General features: G+C 49.4%; 14 protein-coding genes. All 14 read right to left on the bottom strand.

Annotated features, from left to right (window positions below):
* On the bottom strand, positions 1–854 hold an 854-nt coding region (locus BK658_RS27065), incomplete at its 3' end, for a nucleoside-diphosphate sugar epimerase/dehydratase (protein ID WP_404943201.1).
* Between the two features lie 151 nt (positions 855–1,005).
* Positions 1,006–2,190: a DegT/DnrJ/EryC1/StrS family aminotransferase gene (locus tag BK658_RS27070; protein ID WP_123585001.1), complete on the bottom strand. Its 1,185-nt coding sequence runs from the start codon at positions 2,188–2,190 to the stop codon at positions 1,006–1,008.
* A 93-nt stretch (positions 2,191–2,283) separates the two neighbouring features.
* On the bottom strand, positions 2,284–2,910 hold the full coding sequence (locus tag BK658_RS27075; RefSeq protein WP_123584973.1) for an acetyltransferase: 627 nt from the start codon (positions 2,908–2,910) through the stop codon (positions 2,284–2,286).
* Positions 2,907–3,503, bottom strand: coding sequence for a sugar transferase (locus BK658_RS27080; protein WP_123584974.1), 597 nt, complete (start codon positions 3,501–3,503; stop codon positions 2,907–2,909). Before BK658_RS27080 ends, BK658_RS27075 begins: the two co-directional genes overlap by 4 nt.
* A 57-nt stretch (positions 3,504–3,560) precedes the next feature.
* Positions 3,561–4,787, bottom strand: a complete 1,227-nt coding sequence (locus BK658_RS27085; RefSeq protein ID WP_123584975.1) for a glycosyltransferase family 4 protein — start codon at positions 4,785–4,787, stop codon at positions 3,561–3,563.
* Positions 4,788–4,792: 5 nt separating this feature from the next.
* Complete coding sequence (gene wecB / locus BK658_RS27090; protein ID WP_123584976.1) at positions 4,793–5,923, bottom strand: non-hydrolyzing UDP-N-acetylglucosamine 2-epimerase; 1,131 nt, start codon at positions 5,921–5,923, stop codon at positions 4,793–4,795.
* Between the two features lie 593 nt (positions 5,924–6,516).
* Positions 6,517–7,635, bottom strand: a complete 1,119-nt coding sequence (wbjC, locus tag BK658_RS27100) for a UDP-2-acetamido-2,6-beta-L-arabino-hexul-4-ose reductase (RefSeq protein ID WP_123584978.1) — start codon at positions 7,633–7,635, stop codon at positions 6,517–6,519.
* Positions 7,636–7,639: 4 nt separating this feature from the next.
* A complete protein-coding gene (locus BK658_RS27105) occupies positions 7,640–8,674 on the bottom strand; it encodes a polysaccharide biosynthesis protein (RefSeq protein WP_071555825.1) in 1,035 nt (344 codons plus the stop codon).
* Between the two features lie 2 nt (positions 8,675–8,676).
* Positions 8,677–9,885 carry a glycosyltransferase gene (locus BK658_RS27110; RefSeq protein WP_123584979.1) on the bottom strand — a complete coding sequence of 403 codons (1,209 nt, stop codon included), beginning with the start codon at positions 9,883–9,885 and terminating at the stop codon, positions 8,677–8,679.
* Positions 9,886–10,081: 196 nt separating this feature from the next.
* Complete coding sequence (locus BK658_RS27115; RefSeq protein WP_123584980.1) at positions 10,082–11,512, bottom strand: sugar transporter; 1,431 nt, start codon at positions 11,510–11,512, stop codon at positions 10,082–10,084.
* 642 nt (positions 11,513–12,154) lie between these two features.
* A complete protein-coding gene (locus tag BK658_RS27120; protein ID WP_123585002.1) occupies positions 12,155–12,394 on the bottom strand; it encodes a lipopolysaccharide assembly protein LapA domain-containing protein in 240 nt (79 codons plus the stop codon).
* 23 nt (positions 12,395–12,417) lie between these two features.
* Positions 12,418–12,714 carry an integration host factor subunit beta gene (gene ihfB / locus BK658_RS27125; protein WP_032888918.1) on the bottom strand — a complete coding sequence of 99 codons (297 nt, stop codon included), beginning with the start codon at positions 12,712–12,714 and terminating at the stop codon, positions 12,418–12,420.
* Between the two features lie 173 nt (positions 12,715–12,887).
* Positions 12,888–13,169, bottom strand: a complete 282-nt coding sequence (locus tag BK658_RS30475) for a hypothetical protein (protein WP_123584981.1) — start codon at positions 13,167–13,169, stop codon at positions 12,888–12,890.
* A 195-nt stretch (positions 13,170–13,364) separates the two neighbouring features.
* Positions 13,365–15,056: a 30S ribosomal protein S1 gene (rpsA, locus tag BK658_RS27135; RefSeq protein WP_019692981.1), complete on the bottom strand. Its 1,692-nt coding sequence runs from the start codon at positions 15,054–15,056 to the stop codon at positions 13,365–13,367.
* Positions 15,057–15,118: the final 62 nt, after the last annotated feature.

The raw sequence follows: 15,118 nt of genomic DNA on the forward strand, positions 1-15,118 counted from the left end.
GGCACCGCATCGCGGCCAAGCAGGTCCGCGATGTCGACCTCCTGAATGTCATCCACCTTGACCCGGCCGCTGGCCAGGTCCATGAAACCCGGCACACTTCGAACGTGCAGCGGAAAACCTTCCAGAAAGCCCAGAATCTCGCGGCGACGCCCGCGATTGGCCGAAGGAATCGCCAACAGGATTTCCTGAGCCCCGGTCTCTTCGATCATGCGTTGAATGTGCTTGGGCTTGTACACCTGCAAACCTGAGATCACCCGATCGGCAATGCTCTTATCATCATCGATAAACGCTATCGGGCGCATGACCCGGCCCATGCGCAAGGCGGCAACCAGTTGGTTACCGGCGGCACCTGCCCCATAGATAGCAACACGGGGCAATCCATTGTCACGATTGGTGAACGGAACGTGCTGCGCCGCGGTAAACCAGTCGCCCAGAAAATACTGGCGCATGGCCAGGCGCAGTCCACCCACCATGATCAGGCTTAACCACCAATAGTTAAAAATGATCGAGCGAGGTACGACGTTCTGATGGTTGCTGTACCAGTACACCACCACCCCGAGAATCAGCGATGAAAGGCTGACAGCCTTGATAATCGCTATCAGCGCATCATTGCCGAAGTAGCGCAGCACTGCTCGGTACATGCCAAAACGAATGAAGAGAGGAACGGAAATTACGGGGGTCGCCAAAAAAAGCCATAGATGATCTGCAAAGGGATTGACCACCTCGTCGAGACCCAGGCGTACGAAAAACGCCAACCACAGCGCCCCCCAAACCAACATGACGTCCGCAAGAATCTGAATCAACCTTTTATGACGGCGCGGCAGCCCCAACAACAAAGTTCGCAACTTATCCATAAACCCTTCGAACACCTCACAGCTCCTGCACTCTAAATCGCCAACGTCACTGCAGCAAACAGAACATCTGATTACTGACATACATCCCGAGCAAATTGACAGCCGGGAATGTATGCCAAGAAGACTTTCGGCCGCAGGATGCCCTGTCAAATCAAGCGTGTGCTTGATATGCCAATTGCATTACTTCGCCAAGAACCGCACATGTCTTGTCCATTTCCGACTGTGTCAGCGTCGGATGCACAAGGAACATCAAGCTTGTTTCCCCGAGTTCCTGTGCCACAGAGAAGCGAACGTCGGGTCTCCAACCGGTATCGTCAAAGGCCTTCTCAAGGTAAACCTCGGAGCAAGAACCGGAGTAGCACGGAACACCACGAGCAGTAATTTCCGAAATAATGCGATCACGACTCCATTCAGCTTTCAGAAATTGTGGCTCAACAAAGACATAACACTTGTAGGCCGCGTGAGTGCAATATTCTGGAATGACTGGAACACGCAGCCCGCCCAGTTGACGAGCACATGACCAAATGCGTTCCGCGTGCTCAAGTCGACTTGCTTGCCACTCGGGCATTCGACGCAATTGGATACGCCCAATGACAGCCTGTACTTCCAGCATTCGCCAGTTAGTACCAAAACTTTCATGCAACCAGCGAAAGCCAGGCGCATGTTCACGTTCATAGATCGCTTCCCAGCTCTTGCCATGGTCCTTGATAGACCACATTTTCAACCAGAGGTCTCGGTCATTCGTGGTGACCATGCCGCCTTCGCCGCCGGTGGTCATAATCTTGTCCTGGCAGAACGACCAGGCTCCGACATGACCAATGGAACCTACCGGGCGTCCTTTATAGAGCGCGCCATGTGCCTGGGCACAATCTTCAATGACCTTCAGATCATACTCTGCTGCCAGCGACATAATCGGGTCCATGTCGCACGGCCATCCTGCAAGATGCACGCAAATCAACGCACGAGTACGCTCAGTCAGCACCGCACGGATGGTCTCGGCAGTGAAATTCTGGGAGTCCGGGTCAACTTCGGCAAATACGGGAATAGCCCCCGCATTGACAATGCTGGATACAGAGGCCAGGAAGGTACGCGGAGTCACAATGACCTCATCACCAGCGCCAATTCCCAGCGCCTGCAATGCGAGGTCCAGTGCGACCGTTCCGTTGGCCAGGGCAATTGCATGCTTTGTATCTGCCCAGACAGCAAATTCCTTTTCAAACTCCCGACACTCTTGCCCCGTCCAATAGTTGACTTTATTGGAGAGAATCACATCACGAACCGCATCAGCCTCATCAACAGTGAAAGAGGGCCAAGGAGAAAATGGTGTATTCAACACAGCCAGTACCCATAGATTAAAAATAAAGGATCTCGCGAAGCATCCATTCAAATACGCCGTATCAAGCGCAATGATCGCGCTGTACGACGCAGGTCACGTCCTGAAAAACACCTTTGCCGGGACACCAAGCACTGTCACCGAGTCTTCTACATCGCTTACCGCAACGGCCCCCGCGCCGACGGTTACGCCTGCGCCGATCCGAATCAATTGCCTGACACTAGCACCAATGCCAATCCAACTCAGATTGCCGACCCGAACACCGCCCGCCAGTCTAGCACCGGGGCTGACATGGACGCACTCACCCAAAACACAATCGTGATCAACGCTGCAACCGGTATTCAGAATCGCGCCCGGACCTATCACCGCGTCAGCATTCACCACTACACCTGCGAATACTACTGAACCAAGGCCAATAGATGCTCGCCGACTGACAGTGGCCGCGGGATGAACCAACGAAACCAGAGGAGCCCCTATCTGAGCAAGCTCATCAAGCTTGGCTTTACGAATTGAGTTTTGCCCTATCGCAACGACTACCCCGTCATAGTGCGAGAGCTGCTCTATCAACAACGAAGTGTCTCCAACGACACTCCAACTGCCATTCGTCACCTGCGCAGGCCAGCCGTCCGCAAAAAAATCTACATGCTCCCACCCACAGCATTCTGCAGTATCGGCGACCACCTTGCCGTGCCCGCCCGCCCCGAGAATGGCCAACCGTTTCATGGCTTGTTACCGGTGAATTTCGACATGGTGACCTCCCCGTCGGCGCTGATTCCTTCGCGAACTACAACCTTCTTGAGGGTCAATAGAATGATTTTTATATCAAGTTTTAGAGACTGATTATCAACGTACCAGACATCCAGGTTGAATTTTTCATTCCAACTCAACGCATTACGCCCATTGATTTGCGCCCATCCGGTCACGCCTGGGCGCGCATCATGGCGTCTAAATTGCTCTGGACTGTAAAGAGGAAGATATTCCATCAACAGCGGGCGCGGCCCTACAAGACTCATCTCCCCCTTCAGGACATTCCACAACTCAGGTAGCTCATCCAAACTACTGGAGCGCAAAAACGCCCCAAATGGCGTCATGCGCTCAGCATCAGGAAGAGGTACGCCTTTTGAATCAAAAGCGTTCTTCATCGTGCGAAACTTAACCATCTCGAAAGGCTTGCCGTGAAGACCAGGCCTGACTTGGCGGAACAAAACGGGCCCTCCGAGTTTGCGGCGAATTTGAAAAGCCACAAACAAAATAACGGGAGACAACAATAGCAGGCCAAAAAAAGAAGCCAGAATATCAAAAAGCCGTTTCAACATTTTATGTTCCTAAATTGCATATCAAGGCGAGCGTCGATTTCGACCTGAAACATAATGTCATTTGCGTTTTGAAAGCCGCTTGAAAATATCGGCAAATCGTCGCACACCTTCACTTAACGAAAGATTGTCGCGATAATAAAATCGACCTTTTTCAGCCATCTCATTTCGACTCCGATCGCCAGCCAGATGCAAAGACTGGACAGCAGCAGCCAGCGACTCTGGATTTTCCGACTCAGCGACGAGTCCACAGCCACTCAGCCGCACCAAGTCAGCTGCATCCCCATCGACTGCCATTAATAACGGTTTACCAACAGCCATATACGCCTGCGTTTTAGAAGGGATGGTCACCGTAAACAATGGATCTTTTTTCAGATGTACCAGCAACGCGTCGGCATTCGCAAGATAACTGCCCACATCACTCATAGGGACGGAAGGTAAAAACACAACATTGCGCAGACCGTTCGCTTCAGCCTTTTGCTTCAAGCGTTCGACTTCAACCCCTCCACCCAAGAAGACGAATACCAGTTCGATACTCCGTTCCTGAAGAAGATTAGCGGCGTCGAGCACTGAGTCCAGAGCTTGCGCCTTGCCCATATTCCCGGCAAACAAAACGCGAAATCTTGAGGCATTTGGAAAATTGGCGGGTAACTGATTACCGGAGGAAACCAAAAGATCCTCCGCGCACCAGTTATAGATAATTTCAATCTTACTTTCCGGCACACCACGCTCAACCAGCAAACGCTTGAAACCGGGTGAAAGCACTACCAGTTGATCAACATTTTTATAGACGTAGTTACAAACTTTGGACACCAGATTGAGCGCCTTTTCATTAGCGAACATTCCTGTTGCACGCAAAGTATCAGGCCACAGATCCTGTATATCGTAAACAACCGGAATACGTCTAAAGAAACGGATAATCGTCGCTACGATACCTACCGTCAAGGGAGGGTGGTAGGCATATATCACATCAGCGCGCTTACTGAAGAACAGTCCGTAAAAAAGACTTGTCGCAGCAAAACTGACATAATTGACTATCCGCCCAGCCCCACTTTGTCCATGACTTGGATAGAGAGGCAGTCGCGTTACTCTTACACCATCGATCAACTCACGCTGAATTAATCGCATTTTAAAGCCAGGATAAATCTTGCCACCAGGATAGTTGGGAAAACCCGTAATCACCTCGACGTCAAACCCCTGCCTAACAAGCTCCCGCGCGAAAACAAGACCTTTGAAAGTCGGCTCCGGGTCAAACCATTGGGTAAGCAATAATACGCGAACTGCCATTCTATTTAGAACCTTTTCCAAACGACGCGCATAACATAATCACGGTAGCTGTGGATAATTCTAACTACCTTTTCCGCAACGTTTGGCATGCTGTAATCCTGCACCAGTCGGAGCGTCCGTTTATCCCCACGACTTTGTGTCTCCAAGAGTTGCAGACCTTGCATCACTCGCTCGACCTCAAGGCCGACCATCATGACAGCAGCCTCTTCCATGCCTTCTGGACGCTCGTGAGCTTCCCGAATATTCAATGCAGGGAAGTTGAGAATCGAGGACTCTTCGTTGATCGTGCCGCTGTCGGAAAGAACCGCTTTGGACTCGAGCTGAAGTTTATTGTAGTCTTTGAAGCCCAGCGGCTTAAGCAAGCGCACATTCTCGTGAAACTGCACGCCCATTGCATCTACACGCTTCTGCGTCCGAGGGTGCGTAGATACAATAACCGGCATCCCGTAGGTTTCTGCTGTTTTATTAAGAACGTCTACCAGCTTCAGAAAATTCTGATCAGAGTCAATATTTTCTTCGCGGTGCGCGCTGACGACAAAGAACTTACCTGACTCAAGACCCAATCGTTCAAGAACATCAGACGCCTCAATACCCTCGCGATAATAGTTGAGGACTTCAAACATTGGGCTTCCGGTCTTGATCACCATGTCAGGCGACAAACCTTCACGCAGCAGATAATCCCGAGCGATAGTGCTATAAGTCAGATTAATGTCTGCGGTGTGATCGACAATTCGACGATTGATCTCTTCCGGCACTCGCATATCGAAACAACGATTGCCAGCCTCCATATGGAAGGTCGGAATCTTACGACGCTTGGCAGGAATAACCGCCATACAACTATTGGTGTCGCCCAGTACCAACAAGGCCTCAGGTTGAACCTCCGCCAGTACACGATCTACGCTAATGATCACGTTACCGATGGTTTCCGCACCCGTAGAGCCGGCCGCGTTCAGGAAATGGTCAGGCTTGCGAATGCCTAGATCCTGAAAGAAAATTTCGTTCAGTTCGTAGTCGTAATTTTGCCCGGTATGAACAAGTACATGATCACAATACTGATCCAGAGCAGCCATTACACGCGACAGACGAATAATTTCCGGGCGGGTTCCCACCACGGTTACGACCTTTAGTTTTTTCATTTTTTAAGCGTCACATTTCAAAAAGTGATAGACAAACAATCAGTAATACTCGCCTGCTGCCTCGAATCAACCGAAGCGCAACTCGATCGTCGCCAAGCTGCTGTCGGCTTTGGCGCAGCGCGCAGAGCCTGCTTATCGCTGCCGAGCAAGCGACGAATGTCGCGGTACATAATGACACATTGAGTCGTTTTTTTTGCGCCTCAGTTTAGCCAGCACCCGTTTTTTACTGCGCATGGCACACCAGCATCCAGCCGCCCCGACGACAGGTGTCGCGCCAGGCTGATGACAGCATACCAAGTCAAAAATTCAACCTGTACTGCGAACGCAGCAACGACCAAGAGCACCGCGGATTCGACATCCAGATGGGGCAGAGCACCCAACTATCAACAGACCTTCGAGGCGCCGAGAGTTTCAACGGGGCGTTGTTTTCTGCCTTTGATGACGAAGCGCACCTGAACGACCCATCCCCGAAAGAGGAGGATAGATTTCAAGTGGCTGATTAGAATGTGGGACTCATTGCACGCTTACTAACAGACAGGCTCTCTGCACTGCGCACTCAAAGCATGCAAACAGAGCAGAGAGTACCTCATGCCTTATACCGGAGTCGCTAATGGCCGCGCATAGGTATCCGGGAGCTCACGATTAAAAATCTCGTTGGCCCAGAGCATGACGATCATTTCATCGTCTCCTGCATTAGTGATGTCATGCGTCCACCCCGGCACAGTCTCGACAATTTCCGGCTGCTCACCTGTTGTGAACAACTCGTAAAATTCCCCAGAGACTATGTGACGGAAACGAAAACATGCCTTACCTTTAATCACCAGAAACTTTTCAGTTTTCGAGTGATGGTAATGACCGCCACGCGTTACTCCTGGATGGGCGGTAAAGTAGGAGAACTGACCGCTGTCCCCTGTCTTCAACATTTCAACAAATACACCCCGAGGGTCCCCATATTTAGGAACCTCGTAAGTGAAGCGATCCGGTGTCAGGTAGCTGACGTAGGTAGAATATAACGCTCGAACCAACCCCGTACCAACCGGCTCCGTGATCAACGAAGCGCGACTATCGCGAAATGCCTCTAGCTGCTTCGCCAGTGCTCCAACACTAATAGTGTATTGAGGTTCAACCGCAACGAAACGCTCAACCGGTAATTGACCATCCAGCGCGGCGATGAAGTACTTAATTACATCATCGATATACACCAGATTGATATTGGCCTGCGGATCATTAATCTGAATAGGCAAACCATGGACAATATTATGACAGAAGGTTGCGACCGCAGAATTGTAGTTTGGACGAGCCCATTTGCCAAAAACATTCGGCAACCTGAACACGTAAACTGTCGCGCCGTGCTGATCAGCCAGTTCGGTCAACGCTTCTTCGGCAGCACGCTTACTGCTGCCGTAAGGATTATCAAGCTCTGCCTGGCTGGAAGAAGTATAAAGAACAGGCACAGACCTGCCACACGCCGCAACCGCCTCGCAAAGCGCGCGAGTCAGGTCAGCGTTACCCGTCTTGAACTCCTCCGGATCCTGCGGGCGATTGACCCCGGCCAAGTGAAACACAAAGTCCACTTCTGCCATTAAGACAGGCAGTTGCGCGATATCATCTTCACGAGTAAAGCGCAGCACTTCAACGTCGCTACGTTCGCTCAAGTGCGCTATCAGATTCTTGCCAACAAAACCGTTGGAACCGGTGATCAGCACTTTCATTCTGTCACTCCTCAGGCGTTGCGTATTCGCCACGCTGAATAGCGCGCATAAAGTCAAGCTTAAGTAACAGCTGCTTCATACCGTCCACGTCCAATCTCACAGTATTGTGCGAGTTGTAATCTTCAGTACGGGAAATCTTCTCTTCGCCTTGTTCTACGAATTTTGCGTAGTTCAAATCACGCAAATCAGGCGGCACACGGAAGTACTCACCGCGGTCTTCGGCGCAGGCCATCTCTTCACGACTGAGCAATGCTTCATACAACTTCTCACCATGACGCGTGCCGATCACTTGTATCGGATGCTCAGGCAAATTGAGCATCTGCGTCAACGCTTTGGCAAGAACCTCTACAGTAGCCGCCGGCGCCTTTTGTACAAACAAATCACCATTATTACCGTGTTCGAATGCATAAAGCACAAGGTCCACAGCATCGGCAAGAGTCATCATGAAACGCGTCATGTTCGGGTCGGTCAGCGTTAAAGGCTTACCATCACGAATCTGTTGAATAAACAGCGGAATAACCGAACCACGCGACGCCATCACGTTGCCATAGCGAGTACCACAAATGACAGTTTTGTCGTCATCAGCACCGCGCGACTTGGCAACCATCACCTTTTCCATCATCGCCTTGGAGATACCCATGGCATTGATCGGATAAACAGCTTTGTCGGTGCTAAGGCAAACTACACGCTTAACGCCATTTTGAATGGAGGCCTCAAGTACGTTTTCTGTGCCCATGACGTTAGTCTTGACCGCTTCCATGGGGTGAAATTCACAGGAAGGTACTTGCTTGAGCGCGGCAGCATGGAAAATATAGTCAACACCGCGAGTGGCATTTAGAACGCTCTGATAATCGCGAACATCACCAATATAAAACTTAAGCTTGGAGTTTGCGTAGTGCTTACGCATGTCATCCTGCTTCTTTTCATCACGACTGAATATACGAATCTCAGCTATATCAGTATCCAGGAAACGCTTAAGTACGGCGTTTCCGAAAGAACCAGTCCCGCCGGTGATCAACAGTTTTTTACCACTAAAAATAGTCAATTATGTTCCTCCATAAAATCTACGATTTTTCGTCCGACGGCAAAGCTAGACTTATTTTCCGAAACCCAAATCTTACCACAAGCCGCCTTCTTCAACAAAAATTGTTGATCAGCTGCACAAAACGCCGTCAAAGCGGCACTGATGCCATCAGAGGAAGAGTCCTCTATAACATTCAAAAATTCATAGTACTCATCAGGGATCCCCCCGAGCCGAGTCGTTAACACAGGTACGCCGCTAACCATATATTCAAGCAATTTAGAAGGAAATGAATAACGCGTGTAGAGCTGCTCTGGACTCCTGCTTAAAATCAAGCACGATGCGCTAGCTTGTATTCTCTCAACTTCCGAGACACTCAAGAAGCCCAAGTACTTCACCGATGGATGCCGAGCAGAAACTTCAGAAAGATACGACTCCAGCTCACCACGCCCACACAGCCACAACTCATAGTCAACACCGGCCTTTATAAAACCCTCAACCAGTTCAACTATTCCATAAGCTTTATTCAACCCGCCCGCATAAAAAATAAATTGCTTGTGCGCCCCCAGTGACACATCACTGCTTACAGCCAGCGCAGCAGAACTAGAAATACCTTCAAGCACCAAGTACGCCTTATCGGACCACTTGGCACTATCTTTCACCATGTACTGACTCGTAACAAAAACACCAGAGGACGCAGAAATAAGAAAATCGATAATACGCGCGTCCAGCCTTTTCAAGAGCCGCATAAAAAAAGATCTATTCATCCCCATATCCATATAAGAGGGCAGATCTGGTATATAAACAAAAAAAGGAATGCCGTGGAGTTTTCGTAGAATATAGGCAGCCAGCAGATTGGGCGTATGAGCCGCATAGACACATACAACATCTAGCCCAACCCTTCGCAAGCGAAGCAGACCAAACAACGACCCCAACATGCGACTAATAACTTTAAATAGCGGCAAGTTTATCAGCGGAGTAACATTACATCTCCCCCCCTCCACCCCCACATACATATCACTTGGAAAGTACACCTTTTTGTTGTTCGGATACGTTGACACAGCAATACTGGCAACCGTATTAACTACACCGCCAGCAAATCGTAGCGCATCAAGAAATCGCCCCTCTAACTTATAAGCTGCCACCTGGGGAAATGCATCCCCTGCCGAATATTTTTCAAAATAGCGGTCACCCACATAAAAACCCAACAAAACAATTCTTTTACTCATTTTCGCCTTCTCAATAACCAATACGACGAACAACAAAACCTGAAGATTTTACAAGTAAAAGCTTAGCCTGACTGCCGCCGAAATGAACACACTCCATAGACAAGCACCACCATTTTGCTCAATACCATCCAAACCAAAACCTGATAAAAAACAGACCATTGGAACGAACGAGATAATATAACAATACGCCACACCATCATACAGTGGCCTTCATGAATTCACTCCACCTCACCCCCCACCAAAGAGAAAAAAGCGAGACAATCGAAAACCCAACCAACCAAAAAACTGTTTTCTCCCACCAGAGCAAGGAAATCGCAATACTCTGCAGCCCTGCATAGAAGACATAACCGGCGAGAAAGGCTAAAGACGATATAAATGCCGGCAACACAAAGCTACGATACAGATCAAGGCGCTTAAACATGCTCGCAGTAACCAAAACAAAGTAGAGTGCTTGAGCCAACAAAACACCAAGAGATACGCCGTAAAGCCCCCAGTACCTGCCGCCCACCCAAGAAAAAAACACCGAAATCAGCGCGGAAATCATTGAGAGGTAAGCTAACAACTTCATCCTTCGATGCACTTCAAGGCGCTTTTGAAAATAAACGGACACACTATTCAAAAAAACACCAGCGAACGCGAAAAGGATAGCCACTTTAGATGCCTCAATGGTCTTCCCCGTAATCCTTTCAAAAAAATCAAAACCCACAAAATACAGCGCACACCAAAGAAGCGAGAACGCAACAATCAAAAAACTCGAAGAGCTTTCAATTATGTTTACAGCAAAAACACCTTCTCTAAATCTTTTAATTACAAATGGATGAACCATCATTAACAAAGGCATACTTAATAGGCCCGCCCCCCCCACAAACAAATCCTTCAAGGAGAGGTACGAATCACCATGTTCAATACTATAGTAGCCTATTGCAAATCGATCAGAACCAGCCACCACCAACATACCGAGAATCCACGGCGACAAGGCTGCACCGTACTGATAAATCAATCTCAAATTATCTTTAAATACGCCAACATCCAAAAAAGGATTAGAAACACCGAACTTCTTCAGCATTACAAACAGCAAAAAGAATGCCGCAATGAAATAACCCACAGACAGAGCCAGAAGCGCATATCTGAAATCAACATCAACAAACCGAAAAAAAGCTACAATCAACAAAATCTGCGCGAGAGCCTGCAGCACTACCGCCACTAGTTGTTGCTTGACCAAAAAGTCTGCCTGACACGCGGACGAAAGAAAGAAAAATAGAATCTGACTGAAGCACAAAAACCAAACACATATAAACACATAGCTTTCGAGCACAAAAAAAACAGACACCACCGCTGCCAGAAGCGAAGCAATAGGCGCAATAAGCAAAATCACCGACATGCAATTAGAAATAAATAATCTTTTATCCTCAACCCCCGAATAATAGTAAATAAATGAATTACCAACCCACCCAGCACACAATTGCGCAGCAATTAACGAGCAAAACAAACTAACCGAGTAACTTACATACTGCCCATTAGGGAAGGACTTATACAGAAAAAAAATCAGGAAGATGCCTGAAAAAGCAGGTACCATTTTTACCGGTACATAAAGCAGAAGCTTTTGAAGAAAAACATTCATATTCATCTATTATCGTTCAACTCATCTTCCGCGTAATACGCACAACGCACCCGAAACACATCAAACAAGGTACACCACTAAACAACACCACATAAATCGGGCAATTCCATCGAGCATGCTGCAAGACCAGATCACCAAGCCCCCTAAAACTCAAACGCAGCATCAGGAATGCTCATATAACCATCCGGCGTAAGCAATACAGGGATTCCCCTCCCACAACCTCAAACGCTTATTGACCCTTGAATAGACACAGCACTACCTGAAATAGAAAAAAACTATCAACGACGACTAAACAGAATAATTTAACATTCCGATAGCCGACATATAGCACTGTATTGCAACAAAAAATATCGTTGCGAGGATCGCATGTTTGCGATTTGTAGGCAAGGCGCAGCGCGCCCGAACCAGGAATGGTGCCGTGCAAGTGAAAAAAGCATCGAAACAGAACGAACCGCATCGACCGCGGCAAGCTGCAGGAATCTCAACACCAGAGGAAGGAGAGTAGAACTCCAATCTTTCAACACATAGCAGCTTCGAACTAGATGTACCCTCTAAGGAAATAGCCATCCAACATGAGTACACAGCGCGCTTCCCCCAGCTTCTGAGCAAATGCCAAGCAGGCACTTTTAGACGCCGAGAGCATTGGAGTCAAGCCAAGCGCTTGCGACGAACTCGCATGATGCGACCATATAACCAAGCAATACAGGGACCGATCAACATCCCAACCAACAATGCTATTACCACAACAACAGAAATAGGCAATTGCGGGCCAGCCCAACCAAAGAACAACAAAGAAACAGCCTGCTGATTCTCAAGAACAAATCCCAGGATCGCCAAGATAAGCAGAAGAACAAAAACCACGATGATAACGCGCCCGAGATTACGCATGCCCCCCCCTTGAATCAACACTGTCAAACCCCATCCTCCTCGTCTTCGTTCACTCGATCTCGCAGTTCCTTGCCCGGCTTGAAATGCGGCACAAACTTACCATCAAGACTAACCGACTGGCCGGTCTTGGGGTTGCGACCGACGCGCGGCGCGCGATAGTGCAAAGAGAAGCTGCCAAATCCACGGATTTCGATTCGATCACCGGTCGCCAGGCACTGGGACATTTGCTCAAGCATGGTCTTGATGGCCAGCTCAACATCCTTGGATGAGAGTAGCCCTTGATGGGTGACAATTCGTTCGATCAACTCCGACTTCGTCATATTTTTCCCTTCTTTTTCAAGCAGCTAGATCAGCGCTTCAAAGGTTTTAGCATGCTCGAAGGGTTTTGAACAGCCTATATATTGACTTATCTGCATTCCCTGACAGACACCGCAAAGCTCGCCTCCCAGAGCCGGCACCCCACCCTTCCACGCCACAGAGGCAAACCAAACCATCACCTGCAAACCACCAACATGACGCGAGTGAGGTATCCGGCCGGGTTCCACCCGAATAGATAATCCTCTCCCTCTTCTTTAGCATCACTGGACCTGCCAATGACCTTGTACCCCTCCACCCCACACTCTCTTGCAGCGCGCTTGTAACACTTATCCCAACCTGATCCGAACCCCGAACAATCGATCTCGATACCACTCACGCCACGCACCACATGAGTTTTGGCGTTTGTCGTACACCCCACCAAGACCAGCACTGCCAATGTGACAATGAGCTTGTTCATCCCCTTCCTTATGCCAGGCATCACACCCAACCAATGCTCGATTCAAGCTAAAGTCTAGCTCCGAATAGACAATCGATACGCCTGAACAACAGACCACCTTTCCCACACATTGTTTCCCCCAAACCCCAAAAACCTCAAATTTCAGGCACAAAAAAGGGCGACCGAAGTCGCCCTTTTTCTATGGTCTGACAGAACTTAGTTCTGTTTTTCCATTTGTGCACGCAGCAGAGCACCAAGAGTGGTGTCAACTGGAGCATCCGAAGCAGCTGGCTTGTCGCGCAGGCTCTGGATAGCTTCTTTCTCGTCTTCAACGTCTTTCGACTTGATCGAGAGCTGGATTACACGGCTCTTGCGGTCAACGCTGATGATCTTGGCTTCAACTTCTTCGCCTTCTTTCAGAACGTTGCGCGCATCTTCGATGCGGTCACGGCTGATTTCGGAGGCTTTCAGAGTAGCTTCGATATCGGTAGCCAAAGTGATGATGGCGCCTTTAGCGTCAACTTCTTTCACGATGCCTTTAACGATTGCGCCTTTGTCGTTCTCTTGAACGTACTCGGAGAACGGATCGCTTTCCAGTTGCTTGATACCCAGGGAGATACGCTCGCGCTCTGGGTCAACCGACAGGATAACGGTGTCCAGCTCGTCGCCCTTCTTGAAGCGACGTACGGCTTCTTCGCCCACTTCGTTCCAGGAGATGTCGGACAGGTGAACCAGGCCGTCGATGCCGCCGTCCAGACCAATGAAGATACCGAAATCGGTGATCGACTTGATGGTGCCGGAGATTTTATCGCCCTTGTTGAACTGGCCAGAGAAATCTTCCCATGGGTTAGATTTGCACTGCTTGATGCCCAGGGAGATACGACGACGCTCTTCGTCGATGTCCAGAACCATAACTTCCACTTCGTCGCCGACTTGTACGACTTTCGAAGGGTGGATGTTCTTGTTGGTCCAGTCCATTTCGGAAACGTGTACCAGACCTTCAACGCCTTCTTCCAGCTCAGCGAAGCAGCCGTAGTCGGTCAGGTTGGTTACACGTGCGGTAACGCGAGTGCTTTCTGGGTAACGGGCTTTGATAGCAACCCATGGATCTTCGCCCAGTTGCTTGAGGCCCAGGGAAACACGATTGCGCTCGCGATCGTACTTCAGAACCTTGACATCGATCTCGTCGCCAACGTTGACGATTTCGGAAGGATGCTTGATACGCTTCCAAGCCATGTCGGTAATGTGCAGCAGGCCATCGACGCCACCCAGATCGACGAATGCGCCGTAATCGGTGAGGTTTTTGACGATACCTTTGACTTGTTGACCTTCCTGCAGGGATTCCAGCAGAGCTTCACGCTCAGCGGAGTTCTCGGCTTCGAGGACGCTACGACGGGAAACGACAACGTTGTTGCGTTTCTGGTCGAGTTTGATGACCTTGAATTCCAGCTCTTTGCCTTCCAGGTGCGTGGTGTCGCGCACTGGACGGACGTCAACCAGAGAACCAGGCAGGAACGCACGGATGCCGTTAACGTCGACAGTGAAGCCGCCTTTAACCTTACCGTTGATAACGCCCTTGACCACTTCTTCGGCTGCGAAGGCTGCTTCCAGAACGATCCAGCATTCAGCGCGCTTGGCTTTTTCACGGGACAGCTTGGTTTCACCAAAGCCGTCTTCAACCGAATCCAGCGCAACGTGAACTTCGTCACCGACGTTGATATTCAGTTCGCCAGCGTCGTTGTAGAACTGCTCAAGCGGGATGAGTGCTTCAGACTTCAGGCCAGCGTGAACGGTTACCCAGCGAGCTTGGTAATCGATATCAACGATAACACCGGTGATGATGGAGCCTGCCTGAAGGTTCAGGGTTTTTAGGCTTTCTTCAAAGAGTTCCGCAAAGCTTTCGCTCATTTTAATTCCTGTTGATAAGGGCGAAGAATACGCCCATCTGCCACATCCCAGACAATGTGGGT

Source organism: Pseudomonas brassicacearum (genome assembly GCF_003732175.1).
Lineage (GTDB): Bacteria > Pseudomonadota > Gammaproteobacteria > Pseudomonadales > Pseudomonadaceae > Aquipseudomonas > Aquipseudomonas brassicacearum_G.